Raw genomic sequence first — 20,172 nt, 5'->3', positions numbered from 1 at the left:
TTGTGCGGGAGATGCACACAAGTGGCAGGTGTTCAGGTGATGCGAAAGCGCGCGAATACTCGGACCATGTCCGAGTCCGCCACCGTTGAAACCCCTGCGCAAGTTGCTGCTGCGGACAAGCGCAGGCGCGCGCGCGATCTGTACTGGCAGGGCTGGCGCATCTCTTCGATCGCGGAGCACATCGGCGAACCGCGATCGACGGTGCACGGCTGGAAGGTCGCGGAAAAGTGGGACGCGGCGCAGCCGATTCAGCGCGTGGAAGGCGCGCTGGAATCGCGCCTGGTGCAACTGATCGCCAAGGATCAGAAGACCGGCGGGGACTTCAAGGAAATCGACCTGCTGGGCCGGCAGGTGGAGCGCCTCGCGCGGGTGCGCAACTACGAAAAGACGGGCAAGGAGAAGGAGCTCAATCCCGCGATCGAGCGGCGCAATGCGGGGTCGAAGCGTTCATCGTCTTCGGACAAGAACCATTTCGACGAAGACGCGGTGGAGAAGGTGGAGAGCGCGTTCCGCGACTCGCTCTTCGAATACCAGAGGGTCTGGTTCCGCAATGGGCACGAGCGCACGCGGATGATTCTGAAGTCGCGCCAGATCGGTGCGACCTGGTACTTCGCGCGCGAGGCGCTGATCGACGCCATCACCACCGGGCGCAACCAGATTTTCCTGTCGGCCAGCAAGGCCCAGGCGCACATCTTCAAGCAGTACATCCTGCAGTTCGCAGCGGAGAGCTGCGGCGTCGAGCTGGCGGGCGATCCCATCGTGCTGTCCAACGGGGCGCACATCTACTTCCTGGGCACGAACGCCCGCACCGCACAGGGCTACCACGGCAACTTCTATTTCGACGAGTTCTTCTGGACGCACCGCTTCACCGAGTTGAACAAGGTGGCCAGCGGCATGGCGATGCACAAGATGTGGCGGAAGACCTACTTCTCCACGCCGAGCAGCATCCAGCACGAGGCCTATGCGCACTGGAGCGGGGACCGTTTCAACAAGCGGCGTGCTAAGGATGAGCGCATCCAGATCGATCTGAGCCACGACCGGCTGGGCTCCGGTGGCTTCACCGGTGAAGACAAGGTCTGGCGCAACATCGTCAACATCATCGACGCCACGCGCGGTGGGTGTGATCTGTTCGACCTCGAAGAGTTGCGGCTGGAATACAACCCGGAGGAGTTCGAGAACCTGCTGATGTGCGGGTTCATCGATGACAGCCACAGCCTGTTCCCGCTGGGCGAGTTGCAGCGCTGCATGGTGGACACCTGGGAGGCCTGGGACGATGTCAAACCGTTCGCGATGCGGCCGTATGGCTTCCTGCCGGTGTGGGTGGGGTACGACCCGAGCCACACAGGTGACTCGGCCGGCATGGTGGTGCTGGCGCCGCCCTTGCACCCGGGCGGGCCGTTCCGCGTGCTGGAGCGGCACCAGTTCAAGGGCATGGACTTCGAGGCGCAGGCGGAGTCGATCCGCAAGGTGACGCAGCGTTTCAACGTGGCCTACATCGGCATCGACACCACCGGCATCGGCCAGGGCGTCTATCAGCTCGTGAGCAAGTTCTTTCCGGCCGCGCGCGCCTTTCACTACTCGCTGGAGGTGAAGACCGCGCTGGTGCTCAAGGCGCGCAGCGTGATCGGCAAGGGGCGGTTGCAGTTCGATGCGAGCTGGGTGGACTTTGCGCGCAGCTTTCTGGCGATCAAGAAGACGCTGACGGCGAGTGGCAATTCGGTGACGTACACGGCCGGAAGGAATGAAGAGACGGGACACGCTGATCTGGCGTGGGCGTGCATGCATGCGCTGGCGAATGAGCCGCTGGAGGGGCAGACCAGTACCAATCAATCGATCATGGAGATCTACGAATGACAGATGTTGCGGGCGCTGCAGTGCCGTCGCGCGGGGAGGCGTTCACCTTTGGCGATCCGACGCCGGTGATGGACCGGCGCGAGATCATGGACTACATCGAGTGCTGGATGAACGGGAAGTGGTACGAGCCTCCGGTGAGCGTGGATGGCCTGGCGAAGGCGTTCCGGTCGAGTACGCACCACAGCTCATCCCTGTTCTTCAAGCGCAACCTGCTGGCCAGCACCTTCATTCCACACAAGTGGATGGACCGCGAGACGTTCGGCGCCTGGGCGCTGGACTTCATGGTGTTCGGCAATGGCTACATCGAGCGCCCGCGCAACATGCTGGGCGGCACGATGCGCCTGCAGCACTCGCTGGCGAAGTACATGCGGCGCGGCGGCGACAACCTGGACGCCTACTTCTTCGTGCGTGGCTGGAAGGAAGAACACGAGTTCACCAAAGGCAGCATCCACCACCTGCGCGAGGCGGACATCAATCAGGAGGTGTATGGCCTGCCCGAGTACCTGAGCGCGCTGCAAAGCGCCTGGCTCAACGAAAGCGCCACGCTGTTTCGCCGTCGCTATTACAACAACGGGAGCCACGCCGGCTTCATCCTCTACATCAACGACGCGCAACAGCAGCAGGCCGACGTGGACAACATCCGCGAGGCGCTCAAGAACGCCAAGGGGCCGGGCAACTTCCGCAACCTGTTCCTCTACAGCCCGAATGGCAAGAAGGACGGCGTGCAGGTGATCCCGGTGAGCGAAGTGGCCGCCAAGGACGATTTCTTCAACATCAAGAACGTGAGCCGCGATGACGTGCTGGCAGCTCACCGCATTCCGCCGCAGTTGATGGGCATCGTGCCGAGCAACACCGGTGGCTTCGGCGCAGTGTTGCCGGCGGCGCGGGTGTTCGCGCGCAATGAACTCGGACCGCTGCAGCAGCGCCTTTCCTCGATCAACGACTGGTTGGGCGAAGAGGTGGTGCGGTTTGAGGCCTATGTGATCGAGGGCGAAGATGAGGGCGGGAAGACCGGCGCGCAAGCCGGTTGAAAAAAGACAGGGCGACTGGCTCTGGTGCGTCAACACCGGGACCAACCGCCTCCACCGTGAGCGAGCACGGTATTGGCCGAAGACCCTGCCACCTAGCTAGGCGAGGGCATTATGGGCGATGCCGCATGAATGAAATCCGATGCGGCCAGTGCAAAAGGAAACTGGCCGAGGGCGTGTTTTTGAGACTGACGATCAAGTGCGTGCGATGCAGCACGCTGAACCACTTCACAGAGGGCCACGAGCCCCATCCACCCAGAGCGCCTGGAGCGTCGAGCAATGGACCCAACCATGAAAGACGACTCCGACCTCTCCCTGCAACCCAAGGCCCGCCCACTGATCCCGTGGATCGGCGGTAAGCGCCGCCTCGCAGCGCACATTCTGCCGCTGTTCCCGGCGCATACCTGCTACGTGGAGCCCTTCTGCGGCGCGGCGGCGCTGTTCTTCCTGAAGGACCGCGCCAAGGTCGAGGTGCTGAACGACGTGCATGGCGAGCTGGTCTCGCTGTACCGCGTCGTGCAGCACCACCTGGACGAGCTGGTGAGGCAGTTCAGGTGGATGCTCACCAGCCGCGAAGCCTACGGCTGGTTCAGGGCCACGCCGCCGACGACGCTGACCGAGATCCAGCGCGCCGCGCGGTTCTTCTACCTGATGAAGACAGGCTTCGGCGGCAAGGTGGCAAGCCCGACCTTCGGCACGGCGACCACCACACCTTCTAGGCTCAACCTCACCCGGCTGGAAGAAGACCTGAGCGCGGTGCACCTGCGGCTGCACCAGGTGTTCATTGAGCGAATGGATTGGGCCGAGTGTGTGCGCCGCTACGACCGCCCCCACACGCTCTTCTACCTGGACCCACCGTATTGGGGCACCGAAGGCTACGACTCACCCTTCGGCATCGAGCAGTACACCGTCATGGCCGAGCTGCTGGGCTCCATCAAAGGACAAGCGGTGGTCAGCGTGAACGACATCCCCGAAATGCGCCAGGCCTTTGCCGCCTTCGAGATCCGCAGCGTGGACATCAGCTACCAGGTGGGTAAGGTGGGCTCGGCGCGAAAGCCAAAAGGAGAGCTGATCATCAGCAACTTCTAAATCCACCGCCTTGGAACCAGGCCGCCATTGGGCGGCCTTTTTTGCGCCTGCTGGGCGCGCGGGACCAGCAGCCCCCTCGACCCGTTGCCCACCGGCGCAGCGCGCCTTGGCGGCCGTCCAGTGCAAGCGGGAGGGTGCCCATGTGCACCCCCTCCATTTTTTCGCGCACCCCCCAGACCCACGACCCCCGGCGCGCAGTCGCCACCCCGCCACGCCTGACCGCTAAATCGAGCGGTTTTGTCGGCACTGCCGACCCCTGTGAACGCCAGCACTGGCGCGGGCTCCGGGCGCGCTGCAAGGTGATATTTGCCGACGGTTTTGTACGGCATTTGCTGGCCCGTTCAGGCGGATGGCAGCGCAAGGGTGGCACGTCCGGTCGGCACCCCTTTCCGGGAAGGGTTCGGGAAAAGCCTGATGCTTGACTTGAGAGGCTTGAATGCCTCTACAGCCCCGCAAAAACAGCGGCTTTCACGGGATCAGTGCTCCACCTGATTACTCCAGATCCAACCCCTGACTATTCGCTAAGTCATTGATTTCTAATGAGGTTGTGAACTTTTCAGATCAGAAATTCACAGGCTGACAAGGTTAGGTTTAGGTCAGGAAAAAATCAGGGTTGTTGTGTAGTCACAGACCTGCACAAACAGAAGCGTCCGGGCCTGTTTTCTGGTGTTGGTCAGGAATATTAGGCTTTTCCCGAACCCTCCCGGAAATTTCTGCAGAAGTGAGCAAGCGGCGCGGTTTCCCCCATGTCGTAGATGCCTCATGCAGACTCCAGCGAGGGCTGGCAGGCTCTAAAATGGGTAGCAAAAATCAATGCACTTGCAACATATTGATTTGCAAGGAAATTATTGGGTGCGAATTGATTGCAAATCCGGTTAGTCCGGTTCGACTCCGGATCGCGCCTCCAAAGTCTCCCTCATGCCGATTGCCGTTCCGCCGCCTGCAAGGTGTTGACGAGCAGCATGGCGCGCGTCATGGGCCCCACGCCTCCGGGCACGGGCGTGATCCAGCCGGCGACTTCTTTCACCCCTTCGAAATCCACGTCACCGCAAAGCCTGCCTTCGTCGTTGCGGTTCATGCCCACGTCGATCACCACCGCGCCAGGCTTGACCATGTCGGCCGTGAGCACGTTGCGCTTGCCCACGGCGGCAACCACGACGTCGGCCTGCAGCGCCATGGCCTTGAGGTCTCGTGTGGCGCTGTGGCAGATGGTCACCGTGGCATTTTTCTGCAGCAGCATCAGCGCCATGGGCTTGCCGACGATGTTGCTTCGGCCGATCACCACCGCGTGCCTGCCCTTGAGGTCGTAGCCAATGTCCTCGAGCATCTTCATGCAGCCATAGGGCGTGCAAGGCCAGAAGCCGGGCTGGCCAACCATCAGTGCGCCAGCGCTGGAAATGTGAAAACCGTCCACATCCTTGGCCGGGGAGATGGTCTCGATGACCTTGTTCGCATCCATGTGCCGGGGCAGGGGCAATTGCACGAGGATGCCGTGTACGGCCGCGTCGCGATTCAATGCCTCGATGCGATTGAGCAGTTCGGCCTCGGTCATGCTGGCTGGGTAGCGCTCCAGCGTGGCTTGCAAACCCGTCTCTGTGCTGTCGTTGACCTTGTGTTTCGTGTAGACCTGACTGGCCGGGTCCTCTCCCACAAGGATGATGGACAGTGCAGGCACGATGCCCCTGGCTCTGAGCGCAGCGGTTCGGCCTGCGACGTCGGCGCGGATTTTCTTTGCAAGGGCGTTGCCATCGATCAGTTGGGCGGTCATGTCGAAGAGTGGAGGAAGGGTTGAAAACGGAAACGCCCGCCGGAAAGTGGGCGGGCGTTGCTAAGCGAGCGTGTGAACGGATCAGGCCTTGGCGGGTGTTTGTCCCAAGGCGATCTTGAGCAGGTCGGCCACGGTGTTGGCGCCCAGCTTCTCCATGATGTTGGCGCGATGGGCTTCCACGGTCTTGATGCTGATGCCCAGGTCGTCCGCGATCTGCTTGTTCAGCCGACCCGCGACAATGCGTTCCAGCACCTGGGCTTCGCGGCTGGTGAGCTTGGAGAGCAGGGCGTCGCGGCTGACGGCCTGTTGATGCGTGGCGAACGCTTCGCGAGCGTGTTCGAGCATGCGCTCGACCAGGGCCACGAGCTGATCTTCCTTGAAGGGTTTCTGAATGAAATCGAGCGCGCCCTTCTTCATGGACTCCACCGCCATGGGTACGTCGCCGTGGCCGGTGATGAAGACGATAGGCAGGGGGGACTGGCGCTCGATGAGGCGGTCCTGCAACTCCATGCCGGTCATGCCGCCCATGCGGATGTCGGCGATCAGGCAGGCCACCTCACGGGCGTCGTAGCGGCTGAGGAAGGCTTCGGCCGATTCGAAGCATCGGACCCGGAAATCCTTGCCCTCGAGCAGCCATTGAAGTGAGTCGCGCACCGCTTCGTCGTCATCGACCACGTAGACGCTGCCTTTTTTGGGGATCAAACTCATCTCGCTCTTTCTGTGTCCGTCAGCGGCTCTGTGGCGGGCCCAGCCGCGGCGCTGTGGTTCTGCAGCCGCGAGACCACGGGGATCCAGAAGCTGAAGCAGCAGCCCACCACCTCTTCACCATTGTAGATGTTCTGCACCTGCATCCTCCCATGGTGCGATTCGACGATGCTGCGGCACAGTTTGAGGCCAATGCCCATGCCTTCGCTCTTGGTGCTGTAGAAGGCCTCGTAGATGCGTTCGATCAGTTCGTCGGGCACCCCGTTGCCCGAATCGCGCACCGAGAACTCGACCACATCCTGATCGTCCAGATGCCTGGGGCCAACGCGAAGTTCCACGTACCGCTCGCCGGGTAGACGACCGGCCTGCGCGATCGCTTCACCGGCGTTCTTGAGCAGGTTGATCAGCACCTGTTCGATCAGGATTGGATCGACCATGAGGTTGGGCAATCGCGCTGCGACGTAGGGTGAAAGGCGAACCTGGTGGCGGCGCAGTTCGATGTCCGCGAGTTCGATGGCGTTGTTGACCATCTGCGCCACATCCGACAGCGTGGGGTTGGGCTCGCTGCGCTTCACGAAGGCGCGGATGCGCTGGATGATCTGCCCGGCGCGCTGGGCTTGGCGGGAGGTCTTTTCCAGTGCACCCAGCAGTTCGTCGGGGCTGATGCGCTGCTCCTGCAGTCGAGAGATCATGCCGTTGCAGTAGTTGGCGATGGCGGTGAGCGGCTGGTTCAACTCGTGGGCCACGCTGGAAGCCATCTCGCCCATGGTGATGAGACGGCTTGCAGTCTGGGCGCGTTCTGCCTGGCGCGAGGCTTGTTCCTCTGCGAAGCGGCGTGGCGTGATGTCGCTGGCGATCACCATCTGTGCCAGCCGTCCGTCGACCCAGGTGAGGTAACGCGTGCGCACTTCCAGCCAGCGGTCGAGCTCTTCGACGAACACTTCGGCGTTCTCCGCCCCGGCGTCGGTCAGTGTCTCGGTGGGCATGCCGGCAAAGGCGTCCACCGCGTCGCCATCGTCTGGGCTGGGCGATGGCTGATTGCCCGCGAGGTCGACCAGATGCCGGTGGCCGACGCCGCGTGTACCGAACCACAGCCGGTACATCTTGTTGGCAAACAGCATTTCGTCGCTGCCAAGGGGTGCCACCGACACGGCCGAGTCCAGCGATTCCAGCACGGTGGTGAAGCGCTCATAGGACGCCGAGAGTTCCTCGCGGATCCGTTTGGGCTCGGTGATGTCGGTCATGGAAGTCATCCAGCCGGTCTGGTGACCTTTGGGATCGATCAGCGGCGAGACATACATGCGCGCATCGAAGATACTGCCGTCGCGGCGGCGCACGCGCACTTCGAAGCCGCCGGGCGTGGAGCGTCCGCGAAGCTCGTCTTCCAGTCTCGCGGCCAGTTGGTCGTGGTCTTCTTCCGGCCAGTACGGAAATGGTGCGGTGCGGCCCACCAGTTCGCCTTCCGTCCACCCCGTCATGGAGCAGAAGGCAGGGTTCACGTAGGTGATGCGGCCCTGCATGTCCAGCGCGCGCATGCCGGTGAGCATGGAGTTTTCCATGGCGCGCCGGAAATTGGTCTCGGCCATCAAGGCTTGTTGAGCCTGCACGCGCCGTCGCGTGTGGCGCCAGGTGCCGAGCAGCATCCACACAGTCAACGCGCTGAGGGCACCGATCACCCAGAAGAAGCCACTGCCCACGATGTCCTGCGAGGTGCGGTAGCCCTGGGCCTTGAGGATCAGCCCGTTGCCCACCGGGGACACGGGCACTTCGTGCTCGAGCGGCGGGTTGGACCAGGGAAGCAGACGCAGCACCGACTCAGGCGCCTGCAGACTACCGGCGAGCACGCGCTCGCGGTCGTCCACCAGCGCTACGGCATAGCGCGCCATGATCTCCGGCGGGATGCCAAAGCGCATGAGGCCGTCGATGGAGTACTCGCCCATGATGGTGCCGGAGAAGCGGCCCTGCTCGCTCAACGGCACGTGAAGCATCAGCGTGGCATTTCGGGCGTCGTCCCCGAATGGCCGTGAGTAAACGGGTTGGCGCAGGTCGCGCGCCAGCTCGAAAGTGCCATCGGTCTCGCCCGGGGACAGGGTGCTGCCCACGGCGCGGGTCAGCGCCATGGGCGCGCTGGGCGAGGCATAGCTGGCCTGCACATTGCGGCGACCGTCGACCCAGCTGATGGCGAGCATCTCGGGGAACTGGCTGACCAGCGACTCGACCTGGAATTCGAACTCCTCGCTCTCGATTTCCCTGTTGCTCACTTCGCGTGCCAGACGCATCAGCTGTTCCTGCCGTTCCAGCAGACGCAGACGAAGCCGCTGCTGCGCGTATTCCACGTCCCTGGTCACGGCTTCCTGTTCGCGCTCGAGCTCCTCGTAGCGCAGGTAGGTGATGGCAACCACGATGGCAGAAAGAAACAGCAGCACGGCCAGCAAAGGGCCGAGCGTGGCGAAGCGGTCTTGCCGTGAGGGAGGCAGGCGACGCCACCAGCGTTTCCACCATGCGACCTGCGTGGGCGGCCGGGTTGAAGTGGTCGGGGGCGGCAGCGGGATCATGGAGGGTTCGAGTCTACGTGAGAGCACCTCGAACGCCACACGACATCTTGGTCAAAATATTGCAATATGAAATGTTTGAGCACATCTTGAAATTGAAAACCTTTTGTGGAAAAATCCGTGACACTGCGGAAAGACCTCCGTAAGCTCAATTGAAACCAACAGGAGACAAGAATGTCAGCGAACGACGCTCTCAAGGGCCAAGGTGCCGGGGATGTGGATGCCCAGGAAACCCGTGAATGGATGCAGGCCCTGGCCGCCGTGATCGAGAGGGAGGGCCCGGAGCGGGCGCACTTCCTGCTGGAGCAACTGCTCGAGGAAGCCCGCCAGCACAGCATCGATCTGCCGTTCTCGGCGACCACGGGGTACGTCAACACCATCGAACCCAATCAGGAAGAGCGTTGCCCTGGCAACATCGAGATCGAAGAGCGCCTGCGCGCCTACATGCGCTGGAACGCCATGGCGATGGTGGTCAAGGCCAACCGCCACAACCCGGACGACGGGGGCGACCTCGGTGGCCACATCGGATCCTTTGCCTCGCTGGCCCACATGTTTGGCGCCGGATTCAACCATTTCTGGCATGCGGAGAGCGAGAACCATGGTGGAGACTGTCTCTACATTCAGGGTCATGTGTCGCCCGGCGTGTACGCCCGAGCCTATCTGGAAGGCCGCCTGACCGAAGAGCAGCTGCTCAACTTTCGCCAGGAAGTGGACGGCAAGGGATTGTCGAGCTACCCGCATCCGAAGCTCATGCCTGAGTTCTGGCAGTTCCCTACGGTTTCCATGGGCCTGGGCCCGCTGATGGCGATCTACCAGGCCCGTTTTCTGAAGTACCTGCACGCCCGCGGCATCGCCAACACCGAGAACCGCAAGGTCTGGGTGTTCTGCGGCGACGGCGAAATGGATGAAGTGGAGTCGCTGGGCGCAATCAGCCTGGCGGCGCGCGAGAACCTCGACAACCTGATCTTCGTGGTGAACTGCAACCTGCAGCGCCTGGACGGTCCGGTGCGTGGCAACGGCAAGATCATCCAGGAGCTCGAAGGCGAGTTCCGTGGTTCCGGCTGGAACGTGATCAAGCTGCTGTGGGGCAGCGAATGGGATCCCCTGCTGGCGCGCGACAAGGACGGTGCGCTGCGCAAGATCATGATGGACACGGTCGACGGCGACTACCAGTCTTTCAAGGCCAACGACGGTGCCTATGTGCGCAAGCATTTCTTCGGCCGCGATCCCAAGACGCTGGAGATGGTGGCCCACCTGAGTGACAACGACATCTGGAACCTCAAGCGCGGCGGCCACGACCCGCAGAAGGTGTATGCGGCCTATCACAAGGCGGTTAATCACAAGGGCCAGCCAACCGTACTGCTGATCAAGACCGTCAAAGGCTTCGGCATGGGCAAGTCGGGCGAGGGCAAGAACACGGTTCACCAGACCAAGAAACTCACCGACGAGGACATCAAGATCTTCCGCGACCGCTTCAACCTGCCGATTCCGGACAGCGAGTTGCCGAAGATCCCGTTCTACAAGCCGGCCGATGACACGCCGGAAATGAAATACCTGCACGAGCGCCGCCAGGCCCTGGGTGGCTACCTGCCAAAGCGCCGTGTGAAGGCCGATGAGAGTTTCACCGTGCCGTCGCTGGACACCTTCAAGGCGGTGCTGGAGCCGACCGCCGAAGGCCGTGAGATTTCGACCACGCAGGCCTACGTGCGCTTTCTGACGCAGTTGCTGCGTGACCAGGCCCTGGGTCCGCGCGTGGTGCCGATCCTGGTCGACGAGGCCCGCACCTTCGGCATGGAAGGCCTGTTCCGCCAGGTCGGCATCTACAACCCCGCAGGCCAGCAGTACACCCCGGTCGACAAAGACCAGGTGATGTACTACAAGGAAGACAAGGCCGGCCAGATCCTGCAGGAAGGCATCAACGAAGCCGGCGGCATGAGCAGCTGGATCGCAGCGGCCACCAGCTACAGCACCAGCAACCGCATCATGGTGCCGTTCTATGTGTACTACTCCATGTTCGGTTTCCAGCGCATCGGCGACCTGGCCTGGGCGGCGGGCGACATGCAGGCACGCGGTTTCCTGCTCGGCGGCACCTCAGGGCGCACCACGCTCAACGGCGAAGGCTTGCAGCACGAAGACGGCCACAGCCACATCCTGGCCGGCACCATCCCGAACTGCATCAGCTACGACCCGACCTTCGCGCACGAGGTCGGCGTTATCCTGCACCATGGCTTGAAGCGCATGGTGGAGAAGCAGGACAACGTGTATTTCTACCTCACACTGCTCAACGAGAACTACGCGATGCCGGGCCTGCAGCCGGGCACGGAAGAGCAGATCATCAAGGGCATGTACTACTGCAAGCAGGCGCCCACGCTCAAGAAGACGGCGCCGAGCGTGCAGCTGCTGGGTAGCGGCACCATCCTGCGCGAGAGCATTGCCGCGCAGGAATTGCTGGAGAAAGATTGGGGCGTGAGCGCTGGCGTGTGGAGCTGCCCGAGCTTCAACGAGCTGGCGCGCGATGGGCAGGAAGCCGATCGCTGGAACCTGCTGCATCCCACAGAGACACCACGCGTTCCTTTCGTGGCGCAGCAGCTGAGCGCGACCACCGGCCCTGTGGTGGCCTCGACCGACTACATGAAGAACTACGCTGAGCAGATCCGTCCCTTCATCCCCAAGGATCGCACCTACAAGGTGCTGGGCACCGACGGCTACGGCCGCAGCGATTTCCGCAGCAAGCTGCGCGAGCATTTCGAGATCAACCGCCACTACATCGTGGTGGCTGCGCTCAAGGCGTTGAGCGAAGAGGGCAAGCTGCCGGTGGCCAAGGTGGCCGAGGCCATCAAGAAGTACGGCATTCAAGCCGACAAAGTGAACCCGCTCTACGCCTAACCCGGAGACAAGAACATGGCACTGATTGAAGTGAAGGTCCCGGACATCGGGGATTTTGATGAGGTGGCGGTCATCGAGCTGCTGGTGAAGGTGGGTGACACGGTCAAGGCCGAGCAGTCGCTGATCACGGTCGAATCCGACAAGGCCTCGATGGAAATTCCGTCGAGCACGGCGGGCGTGGTGAAGGAACTCAAGGTCGCCTTGGGCGACAAGGTGAAGGAAGGCTCGGTGGTGCTCGTGGTCGAAGCGGCGGGTGAAGCCGCTGCGCCGGCGGCACCGGCGACGGCGCCTGCTGCCGCGCCCGCCGCCGCACCGGTGGCAGCTTCCACTCCGGCGGCTCCGGCCGCCGCGCCTGCTGCGAGCGGCCCGGTCGAAGTGCGCGTGCCCGACATCGGCGACTTCAAGGATGTGGCCGTGATCGAGGTACTGGTCAAGCCAGGCGACAAGATTGCGGTCGAGCAAAGCCTGATCACGGTGGAATCCGACAAGGCCTCGATGGAGATTCCGTCGTCGGCCGCCGGCGTGCTCAAGGACCTCAAGGTCAAGGTCGGCGACACCGTCAACATCGGTGACCTGCTGGCGGTGCTCGAAGGCACGGCCGCAGCTGCGCCTGCCCCTGCTGCTGCAGCACCTGCGGCGGCGCCTGCAGCGGCTGCGCCGCAGGCAGCGACGGCTTCTGCGCCCGTAGCCGCCCCGGCCCACAACCCCACGACGGCCCCCGTCGGCCTGCCGCATGCCTCACCTTCGGTGCGCAAGTTCGCACGCGAACTCGGCGTGCCGCTGGAAGAGGTCAAGGGCAGCGGCCCCAAAGGCCGTATCACACAGGACGATGTGCAGGGCTTCACCAAAGCCGTCATGGCCGGCACCGCGCAAACCAGGGCCCAGGCGGCCAAGGCACCGGCGGGTGGCGGTGACGGCGCCGGCCTGGGGCTGATCCCCTGGCCGAAGGTCGACTTCGCCAAGTTCGGCCCGATCGAGCGCAAGGAGATGGGCCGCATCAAGAAGATCAGCGGCGCCAACCTGCTGCGCAACGCGGTCATGATCCCGGCGGTCACCAACCACGACGACGCCGACATCACCGATCTCGAAGCCTTCCGCGTCTCCACCAACAAAGAGAACGAGAAGAGCGGTATCAAGGTCACCATGCTGGCCTTCCTGATCAAGGCCTGCGTGGCCTCGCTCAAGAAATTCCCCGAGTTCAACAGCTCGATTGATGGCGACTCGCTGATCTACAAGCAGTACTGGCACATTGGCTTCGCGGCCGACACGCCCAACGGATTGATGGTTCCGGTGATCAAGGACGCCGACAAGAAGGGTGTGTTGCAGATCAGCCAGGAAATGGGCGAGCTCGCCAAGAAGGCGCGGGAAGGCAAGCTGAGCCCGGCCGAAATGAGCGGTGCCACGTTCACCATCTCCAGTCTGGGCGGGATCGGTGGGCGCTATTTCACACCGATCATCAATGCGCCCGAGGTGGCCATCCTGGGCGTTTGCAAGAGCCAGATGGAACCGGTGTGGGATGGCAAGGCGTTCCAGCCGCGCCTGATGCTGCCGCTTTCGCTGACCTGGGACCACCGCGTGATCGACGGGGCTGCCGCGGCGCGCTTCAACGCGTACCTCGGCCAGATCCTCGGCGACTTCCGTCGCGTTCTTCTCTAAGGAATGGCGATGGCACTGATTGAAATTCAAGTCCCCGACATCGGCGACTTCGACGAAGTGGCGGTGATCGAATTGCTGGTCAAACCCGGTGACACGGTGAAGGCGGAGCAATCGCTCATCACGGTCGAGTCCGACAAGGCATCCATGGAGATCCCGTCGTCGCAAGCCGGGGTGGTCAAGGAACTCAAGGTCAAGCTCGGCGACAAGGTCAAGCAGGGCAGTGTGGTGTTGACGCTGGAGGCGGCAGGGGCGGCGGCTCCCGCCCCTGCGGCGGCTGCGCCCGCACCCCAACCCGCGCCTGCCAATGCGAGCCAGGCCTCCGTGCCCGCTGCGGCCAGCTTCGGCGGCAGCGCCGACCTGGACTGCGACGTGCTGGTGCTCGGTGGCGGCCCCGGCGGCTACAGCGCGGCCTTCCGCGCCGCCGACCTGGGGCTCAAGGTCGTGCTGGTCGAACGCTATGCCACGTTGGGCGGGGTTTGCCTGAACGTGGGCTGCATCCCGTCCAAGGCCTTGCTGCACGTGGCGGCCGTGATGGACGAGGTCAGCCACATGTCGGCTCTCGGCGTGTCCTTCGGCGATCCTGTGCTCGACATCGACAAGCTGCGTGGCCACAAGGAGAAGGTCATCGGCAAGCTCACCGGCGGTCTGGCCGCCATGGCCAAGATGCGCAAGGTCACCACGGTGCGTGGTTATGGCTCGTTCGTTGGCGCCAACCACCTCGAGGTGGAGGAAACCACCGGCGATGCGCAGGAAAAAACCGGCAAGAAGCAGGTGATCGCCTTCAAGAAGGCCATCATCGCGGCGGGCAGCCAGGCGGTGCGCCTGCCATTCATGCCCGACGATCCGCGCGTGGTCGACAGCACCGGCGCGCTCGCCCTCAAGGAGGTGCCCAAGCGCATGCTGATCCTGGGCGGCGGCATCATCGGACTGGAAATGGGCACGGTCTACAGCACGCTGGGCGCGCGCCTGGACGTGGTGGAGATGCTCGATGGCCTGATGCAGGGCGCCGACCGCGACCTGGTGAAGATCTGGCAGAAGATGAACGCCAAGCGCTTCGACAACATCATGCTGAAGACCAAGACGGTCTCGGCCAAGGCCACGCCCGAGGGCATCGAGGTGACGTTCGCGGCAGCTGAAGAAGGCGGCACGGCGCCCGCGCCGCAGACCTATGACCTGGTGCTCCAGGCCGTGGGCCGCAGCCCGAATGGCAAGAAAATCGCCGCCGAGAAGGCCGGCGTGGCAGTGACCGACCGAGGTTTCATCAACGTCGACATCCAGATGCGCACCAACGTGCCGCACATCTTCGCCATCGGCGACATCGTGGGCCAGCCCATGCTGGCGCACAAGGCGGTGCACGAGGCGCATGTGGCGGCCGAGGTGATTGCCGGTGAGCTGCAGGGCAACAAGGAACTGGCGTCTGCGGCATTCAACGCCCGCGTGATTCCGAGCGTGGCCTATACCGATCCCGAGGTCGCATGGGTGGGCCTGACCGAGGACCAGGCCAAGGCGCAAGGCATCAAGGTGAAAAAGGGCCTGTTCCCCTGGACGGCGTCTGGCCGTGCCATTGCCAATGGGCGAGACGAGGGTGTCACCAAGCTGCTGTTCGACGACTCGCCCGAAGCCCATGGCCACGGCAAGATCCTGGGCGGTGGCATGGTGGGCACGCACGCGGGCGACATGATCGGTGAGGTGGCGCTGGCCATCGAGATGGGCGCCGACGCCGTGGACATCGGCAAGACCATCCATCCGCACCCGACGCTGGGCGAGAGCATCGGCATGGCGGCGGAGATTGCGCACGGCTCCTGCACCGACGTGCCGCCGCAGCGCAAGTAAGGCGACGGCCGCCAGAAAAAAAAGCCGCCAGCCGTTACGGGGCTGGCGGTTTTTTCATGGGCGCTCGGTTCAGCGCAGGGGCACGCGGCTCGCCAGCGGCGCGCTGCGGTAGTCGGGCAGCAGCTTGCAGGTGTCGCCATAGGCGGCTTCATAGCCCTTGCAGAGCGCGGCCACCGTCTGTGGCGTGGGTTTGTCGTTCTTGTCGATCCAGTTGAGCAAAGCGGTGAACAGCGCGGGGTACTGGGGGTCGCTCAGGTAGCTGTGCTCGGACTCATCGCTGAAGGTCTGCACCAGCATCGCCCCTTTCCCTGCGCGCTCGAGCGTCTCCCGGTAGGCCGACTCCAGCTCGACGAACGCTGTGGGATCGTTGACCGCGTGCAGCGAGAGCACGGGAATGTTGATCCGCCCTTGCGGGTCGCTGTCCCTGGCCAGTTCGGCCACGGCCACCGGGTCGGCGGTGTAGCGCAGCACGCCTGCGTTCAGGGCTGCGTCGTCGGTCGAGCCCTTGTACTGCACGCTGGCGTTGTTGAAAGGGTTGCGGTTGCCCAGGCGCAGTTGCGTCAGGTCGCGGAACAGCCAGGTCGCCCAGTTGAGGTGGGCGATCAGCGAGCGTTCGGGGATCTTGATCACGTTGACGATATTGGCTAGGTTGGCCTTCTGCTGTTCAGTGCGTTGCGCGGCCGGTTTTCGCACCCCGGTGCACTCGTCCACGCGCGCGGCCAGTTCGGCGCGCGTGAGTTTGGCGTCCATGGGCAGGCCCTGCCAAAGCGGGTACTGGAGCTCGTCCGGTTTGGGGTGGTTCCTGCACACGTATTGGTAGACCACGCGCAGGTCCATCCGGAAGTCGTAGGCGCGTGTGCCCCCGCCGAGCATGCCGCTGGTGAGCAGCATGCCGTCGTAGGGGCCTTTGACCGGTCCGTTGGGGCCATCCACCATGGCATACAGCTCGGCGCCTTTGGCGGCTACCGATGCACCGTAGCTTTGTCCATGAAGGATGGTGCGGCGCGGCGGGCCGAAGTGCTTGACGAAGACGCGGCGTGCCCGCTCGGTGTCTTCGGCTGCCATGCTCACGCCAAAACCGCCACGGCGGTACGTGGCGCCCACCCACGCGTAGCCGGCCTTCACGGTCACCGCCCAGCGCTTCAGATCTTCCTCACCGCGTGCCAGCGTGGCCGGTCCGGTGTCTGCCGGGCCGCCGTGCGCGTGCACCACCAGCACGCCGGTCTGCGATTTCCATTGGGCGGGGAGGGCGATCCAGTAGAAACCGCCCAGCCCGTCCTCGCCGATGTGGCAAGTCGCGCCGGCTGGCACTTCGGCCGGGCATGCGCGCGGTTGGGGGGCGGTGGAGGTCTGGGCGGTGGCTGTGCCGGCAAGGGCGACCAGCGCCAGCAGCGCGAGGGAGCGAAGAGGTCGCATGGTGTCGTCTCCTGGTTTTGTGTTCGAGGCCAGGGGACGATAGGTGCGCAACCACCTGGTGTCAAATATACTGAAGCGCACGTTTCAATACTTTCTGCATATGGAATTTCGCCACCTGCGTTACTTCCTGGCCGTGGCCGATGCCGGTCACATGACGCGTGCTGCGGAGCACCTGGGTATCCAGCAGCCGCCCCTGAGCCAGCAGATCAAGGCGCTGGAAAAGGAACTGGGGACATCGCTGTTTCAGCGTCATCCGAAGGGGGTGGACTTGACGGATGCGGGCCGCCAGTTCGAGCGAGAGGCGCGCCGGCTGGTGGACGACTTCGCGGCGATGCAGCAACGCATGGCGCGCGTCGCGCGGGGCGAACTGGGTGTGCTCAACGTGGGTTTCACCAGTTCGGCGGCGGCACACGCTTTCACCCCGGCGGCCTTGCGCGCCTGCCGGCGGGCTTGGCCGGACATCGAACTCTCGATTCGGGAAGACCACGCGGCGGGTATCACCGAGGCCGTAGAGGCGGGTCGCCTGCACTGCGGGTTGATCCGGGTGCCGGTGTCCCAACCCGAAGGGCTGACATTCGAGGTGTTGTTGCGCGAGCCGGTGCTGGTGGCCGCGCCCATCGACCATTCGCTGGCGCGCCGCAAGCCGGGAGCGCTGACCCTGGCTGACTTGCGCCTGGAAGGCTTCATCCTTGTGCGGCAGCCCGGTGCTCCCGGGCTCTACGCCAACCTGCTGGCGCTGTGCGAAGCCCAGGGCTTTCGCCCACGCATCGCCGCCGAGGTGGAGCGAATGGTGACCAGCCTGAACCTGGTGGCCGCCGGTGCCGGTGTTGCGGTGGTGCCGGCTTCGATGAGGGGGCTGCACCCCCATGCCGTGGCGTACCTGTCATTGCTCGACGGTACGCCGCTGGATGCGCCGCTCACGCTTGTTTACCGGGCGGGCGACGCATCCGGGCCGGTGGCGCACTTCCTCAAGATCGCGCGCGCGACGGCGCGTCGGGCGCGACCATGACGTTGTCCCGCCGGCAGTTGATTCCCGCCATGCTCGCGGGGGCCGCGCTGCGTGCCATGGCGGCAGGGCCATCCTGGCCCACGCAGCCGCTGCGCATCATCGTGGTTTACCCACCCGGTGGACTCAGCGATGGTGTGGCGCGCTCGTTGGCCGATCGACTCGCGGCGCAATTGGGTGTCCCGGTGCGGGTGGAGCACCGTGCCGGCGGCGGTGGCAGCGTTGGCATGCAGGCGCTGGCTCGGGCCACTGCCGACGGGCACACGCTGGCGTTCTCTGCGGTCAGCCCCCTGACCCTGCGCCCGCACCTGAGCGCCATCGGCTACGAGCCGTTCCGGGACATCGAACCAGTGGCCAGCGTGATGTACACGCCGGTCTTGCTGGTCGGCACCCCCGCGTTCTCCGGTGACTCTTTTGCCGACCTGCTGGCACAGGCTCGGGCACGGCCGAAAGCGCTGCGATGGGCCACCTCAGGCCTGGCAACGGCGGGGCACCTCGTGCTCGAGCAGGTGCAGATCGGCGCGGGCATCGAGGTGACACACATTCCCTACAAAGGTGGCGGCCAGCAACTCACGGACGCCCTGGGCGGGCAGTTCGAGCTGCTGTCGACCAACGTCGCACCAACCCAGTTGCGTCACATCGAGGCAGGCCGCTTCAGGCCGCTCGCGGTGGGTGCGCCGCATCGGCTGGATGCGCTGGGGCAGGTTCCCACCTTCACCGAACTCGGCCTGCCGAACGCCAACATCACGTCGCTGTTCGGTCTGTTTGCGCCAAGCGGGACGCCCGAAGCGGTTCTGGAACGGCTGAACGCGGAGATCAACGTGGCCGTGCGCGCGCCCGAGATCCGCGAGCGGCTGCTGGCTTCGGACAACCTGCCCGCACTTGAAGACCGGTCTTCGTTCGTGCGTCGCATCGCCCACGAGTGGCGCAACAACCGCCAGCTCAGGAACTCGAACATCCGGATGGACTAGGGCTCTCGCGACAGGGATGCCGCAGAGTCAGCGCGCTTGTTCCGACAGCGGCACGCGGCGCGCGCCGTTGAAGCGTTTGTTCCAGTACGCCACACGCATGTCTTCCACCCGCACCTGCGCGCCGGCGCGCGGCGAGTGAATGAACTTGCCTTCACCCATGTAGATACCGACATGGCTGAAAGCGCGCTTCATGGTGTTGAAGAAGACCAGATCACCGGGCTTGAGGTCGCTGCGGTCGATTTCCTGGGTGGCTGCGGCCTGTTCATCGGAGCGGCGGGGCAGCACCTTGCCGACCGATTGTTCGTAAACAGCGCGCACGAAACCGCTGCAATCGAAACCGGTTTGGGTGTTGTTGCCACCGTAGCGGTAGGGAATGTCGAGGAAGGCGAGGGCGTTGATCACCAGGCTCGAGGCCTGCTCGCTCACCGTGTCGCGGGTGTGCTGGATCTGTTCACCCATGCGCGACATCAGGCCCTTTTCCACCAGCAGGCCGTCGATGTCATTGAAGCTGGTGCCACCCGGCGCGGCATGCGCCACGGCCGAGCAGCTCAGGATCAGGACGGGGAGCCAACGGATCATGGCGCGCAGCGTAGCGGGCGTGGCGTTCGAAGTCAAGTTAGGAATTTCCAGCAAGCCTTTGATTTGACTTGTATTTCGGCCATTTACCCCGGGATCGGCCAGCCCGGTGGCTTCAGATGGCCGACGAAGGGTGGTGCCCGCACTGCGAGAATGCCGCACCAACCCTGACTCGAAAGAAAGACACGATGCTGCTGGACGCTTCCGAATCCCAACTGGTGCTGGTCGATTACCAGGCCCGCCTGATGCCCGCCATCTTTGAGGGCCCTGAGGTGGTGGCCAATGCCTTGCGCCTGGCGCGCATGGCGAAACTGCTCGACGTTCCGGCCTTCGGCACGGAGCAGAACCCGGAAAAGCTGGGACTCAATCCACCCGAGTTGCGCGAACTTTGCCGCAAGACCTTGCCCAAGATGAGCTTCGGCGCAGCAGCCGAAGGCCTGGCCGACTGGCTTCGTCCGCCTGCTCGCCAGGGCGGGGGCAATGCGCGCAGCCTGCCCAAACACCTGCAGAAACCCGCCGCCGCGCCTGCGGCCGAGCGGCCCACGATCGTGATCGCAGGTTGTGAGGCGCATGTCTGCCTGTTGCAGACCGCCCTGGAACTGATCGAGCAGGAGTTCGATGTCTGGGTCGTGACCGACGCCTGCAGCTCGCGCACCGAACGAAATCGTGATGCGGCCTTTGACCGCCTGGCCGGGGCGGGCGCCGAACTGATCACCACCGAAATGGTGGCGTTCGAATGGCTTCGCAGCGCGGAACACCCCGCTTTTCGCGAAGTACAGGCCTTGATCAAATGAAGAACGCTTGACGCCAGATGCGGCGTGCAGCCGCGTCA

Annotated in this window: 15 protein-coding genes; 10 read left to right on the top strand and 5 right to left on the bottom strand. The window is 64.0% G+C overall.

What is annotated here, in order from left to right; genetic code table 11:
• The first annotated feature begins 66 nt into the window (after window positions 1–66).
• From ACTIF6_RS09045 to ACTIF6_RS09030, 4 genes are all read left to right on the top strand, one after another.
• Window positions 67–1,854, top strand: coding sequence for a terminase large subunit domain-containing protein (locus ACTIF6_RS09045; protein ID WP_439587636.1), 1,788 nt, complete (start codon window positions 67–69; stop codon window positions 1,852–1,854).
• Window positions 1,851–2,885: a phage portal protein gene (locus tag ACTIF6_RS09040; protein ID WP_439587635.1), complete on the top strand. Its 1,035-nt coding sequence runs from the start codon at window positions 1,851–1,853 to the stop codon at window positions 2,883–2,885. The genes ACTIF6_RS09045 and ACTIF6_RS09040 overlap by 4 nt, the downstream gene beginning before the upstream one ends.
• 125 nt (window positions 2,886–3,010) lie before the next feature.
• Window positions 3,011–3,241: a Com family DNA-binding transcriptional regulator gene (locus ACTIF6_RS09035; RefSeq protein ID WP_439587634.1), complete on the top strand. Its 231-nt coding sequence runs from the start codon at window positions 3,011–3,013 to the stop codon at window positions 3,239–3,241.
• Window positions 3,174–3,971: a DNA adenine methylase gene (locus ACTIF6_RS09030; RefSeq protein ID WP_439587633.1), complete on the top strand. Its 798-nt coding sequence runs from the start codon at window positions 3,174–3,176 to the stop codon at window positions 3,969–3,971. Before ACTIF6_RS09035 ends, ACTIF6_RS09030 begins: the two co-directional genes overlap by 68 nt.
• Before the next feature lie 916 nt (window positions 3,972–4,887).
• On the opposite strand, the gene folD is transcribed toward ACTIF6_RS09030, so the two are convergent.
• The 3 genes from folD to ACTIF6_RS09015 form a co-directional block, all read right to left on the bottom strand.
• Window positions 4,888–5,739 carry a bifunctional methylenetetrahydrofolate dehydrogenase/methenyltetrahydrofolate cyclohydrolase FolD gene (gene folD / locus ACTIF6_RS09025; RefSeq protein WP_439587632.1) on the bottom strand — a complete coding sequence of 284 codons (852 nt, stop codon included), beginning with the start codon at window positions 5,737–5,739 and terminating at the stop codon, window positions 4,888–4,890.
• 81 nt (window positions 5,740–5,820) lie between these two features.
• The gene (locus tag ACTIF6_RS09020) at window positions 5,821–6,447 is read right to left on the bottom strand and encodes a response regulator transcription factor (RefSeq protein WP_086123488.1); all 627 of its coding nucleotides are present in this window, start codon (window positions 6,445–6,447) and stop codon (window positions 5,821–5,823) included.
• Window positions 6,444–8,999, bottom strand: coding sequence for a PAS domain-containing sensor histidine kinase (locus ACTIF6_RS09015; protein WP_439587631.1), 2,556 nt, complete (start codon window positions 8,997–8,999; stop codon window positions 6,444–6,446). Before ACTIF6_RS09015 ends, ACTIF6_RS09020 begins: the two co-directional genes overlap by 4 nt.
• A 171-nt stretch (window positions 9,000–9,170) precedes the next feature.
• Between ACTIF6_RS09015 and aceE the strand changes: the two genes are divergently transcribed.
• Genes aceE through lpdA form a run of 3 tightly spaced genes read left to right on the top strand, consistent with a single transcriptional unit; the run spans window position 9,171 to window position 15,371 of the window.
• Window positions 9,171–11,882, top strand: coding sequence for a pyruvate dehydrogenase (acetyl-transferring), homodimeric type (gene aceE, locus ACTIF6_RS09010; RefSeq protein WP_439587630.1), 2,712 nt, complete (start codon window positions 9,171–9,173; stop codon window positions 11,880–11,882).
• A 15-nt stretch (window positions 11,883–11,897) separates the two neighbouring features.
• A complete protein-coding gene (gene aceF / locus ACTIF6_RS09005; protein ID WP_439587629.1) occupies window positions 11,898–13,538 on the top strand; it encodes a dihydrolipoyllysine-residue acetyltransferase in 1,641 nt (546 codons plus the stop codon).
• 9 nt (window positions 13,539–13,547) lie between these two features.
• A complete protein-coding gene (gene lpdA / locus ACTIF6_RS09000; protein ID WP_439587628.1) occupies window positions 13,548–15,371 on the top strand; it encodes a dihydrolipoyl dehydrogenase in 1,824 nt (607 codons plus the stop codon).
• Window positions 15,372–15,440: 69 nt separating this feature from the next.
• Here lpdA and ACTIF6_RS08995 read toward each other — a convergent pair whose 3' ends face one another.
• On the bottom strand, window positions 15,441–16,787 hold the full coding sequence (locus tag ACTIF6_RS08995; RefSeq protein WP_439587627.1) for an alpha/beta hydrolase family protein: 1,347 nt from the start codon (window positions 16,785–16,787) through the stop codon (window positions 15,441–15,443).
• A 100-nt stretch (window positions 16,788–16,887) separates the two neighbouring features.
• On the opposite strand from ACTIF6_RS08995, the gene ACTIF6_RS08990 reads away from it, so the two are divergent.
• Together ACTIF6_RS08990 and ACTIF6_RS08985 are read left to right on the top strand one after the other, a co-directional pair.
• Window positions 16,888–17,796: a LysR family transcriptional regulator gene (locus ACTIF6_RS08990; protein ID WP_439587626.1), complete on the top strand. Its 909-nt coding sequence runs from the start codon at window positions 16,888–16,890 to the stop codon at window positions 17,794–17,796.
• Window positions 17,793–18,764 carry a Bug family tripartite tricarboxylate transporter substrate binding protein gene (locus ACTIF6_RS08985; RefSeq protein WP_439587625.1) on the top strand — a complete coding sequence of 324 codons (972 nt, stop codon included), beginning with the start codon at window positions 17,793–17,795 and terminating at the stop codon, window positions 18,762–18,764. The genes ACTIF6_RS08990 and ACTIF6_RS08985 overlap by 4 nt, the downstream gene beginning before the upstream one ends.
• Window positions 18,765–18,791: 27 nt before the next feature.
• Here ACTIF6_RS08985 and ACTIF6_RS08980 read toward each other — a convergent pair whose 3' ends face one another.
• Window positions 18,792–19,343, bottom strand: coding sequence for a C40 family peptidase (locus ACTIF6_RS08980; protein WP_439587803.1), 552 nt, complete (start codon window positions 19,341–19,343; stop codon window positions 18,792–18,794).
• A gap of 185 nt (window positions 19,344–19,528) precedes the next feature.
• On the opposite strand from ACTIF6_RS08980, the gene ACTIF6_RS08975 reads away from it, so the two are divergent.
• Complete coding sequence (locus ACTIF6_RS08975; protein ID WP_439587624.1) at window positions 19,529–20,134, top strand: isochorismatase family protein; 606 nt, start codon at window positions 19,529–19,531, stop codon at window positions 20,132–20,134.
• The last annotated feature ends 38 nt before the right edge of the window (window positions 20,135–20,172 follow it).

Origin of the sequence: Hydrogenophaga sp. (assembly GCF_051860785.1) — a bacterium.
Classification (GTDB): Bacteria; Pseudomonadota; Gammaproteobacteria; order Burkholderiales; family Burkholderiaceae_C; genus Hydrogenophaga.
The sequence above is the reverse complement of the archived record's forward strand: the minus strand, read 5'-3'. Positions and strand labels throughout refer to the sequence as shown.

Excerpts from the sequence above, each read along its gene's own strand:
- ACTIF6_RS08980 (WP_439587803.1), bottom strand. The coding sequence starts at position 19,343 with ATGATCCGTTGGCTCCCCGTCCTGATCCTGAGCTGCTCGGCCGTGGCG.
- ACTIF6_RS08985 (WP_439587625.1), top strand. The coding sequence starts at position 17,793 with ATGACGTTGTCCCGCCGGCAGTTGATTCCCGCCATGCTCGCGGGGGCC.
- ACTIF6_RS09020 (WP_086123488.1), bottom strand. The coding sequence starts at position 6,447 with ATGAGTTTGATCCCCAAAAAAGGCAGCGTCTACGTGGTCGATGACGAC.
- ACTIF6_RS08995 (WP_439587627.1), bottom strand. The coding sequence starts at position 16,787 with ATGCGACCTCTTCGCTCCCTCGCGCTGCTGGCGCTGGTCGCCCTTGCC.
- ACTIF6_RS08990 (WP_439587626.1), top strand. The coding sequence starts at position 16,888 with ATGGAATTTCGCCACCTGCGTTACTTCCTGGCCGTGGCCGATGCCGGT.
- aceF (WP_439587629.1), top strand. The coding sequence starts at position 11,898 with ATGGCACTGATTGAAGTGAAGGTCCCGGACATCGGGGATTTTGATGAG.
- ACTIF6_RS09035 (WP_439587634.1), top strand. The coding sequence starts at position 3,011 with ATGAATGAAATCCGATGCGGCCAGTGCAAAAGGAAACTGGCCGAGGGC.
- ACTIF6_RS09040 (WP_439587635.1), top strand. The coding sequence starts at position 1,851 with ATGACAGATGTTGCGGGCGCTGCAGTGCCGTCGCGCGGGGAGGCGTTC.
- ACTIF6_RS09015 (WP_439587631.1), bottom strand. The coding sequence starts at position 8,999 with ATGATCCCGCTGCCGCCCCCGACCACTTCAACCCGGCCGCCCACGCAG.
- ACTIF6_RS08975 (WP_439587624.1), top strand. The coding sequence starts at position 19,529 with ATGCTGCTGGACGCTTCCGAATCCCAACTGGTGCTGGTCGATTACCAG.
- folD (WP_439587632.1), bottom strand. The coding sequence starts at position 5,739 with ATGACCGCCCAACTGATCGATGGCAACGCCCTTGCAAAGAAAATCCGC.
- lpdA (WP_439587628.1), top strand. The coding sequence starts at position 13,548 with ATGGCACTGATTGAAATTCAAGTCCCCGACATCGGCGACTTCGACGAA.
- ACTIF6_RS09045 (WP_439587636.1), top strand. The coding sequence starts at position 67 with ATGTCCGAGTCCGCCACCGTTGAAACCCCTGCGCAAGTTGCTGCTGCG.
- aceE (WP_439587630.1), top strand. The coding sequence starts at position 9,171 with ATGTCAGCGAACGACGCTCTCAAGGGCCAAGGTGCCGGGGATGTGGAT.
- ACTIF6_RS09030 (WP_439587633.1), top strand. The coding sequence starts at position 3,174 with ATGAAAGACGACTCCGACCTCTCCCTGCAACCCAAGGCCCGCCCACTG.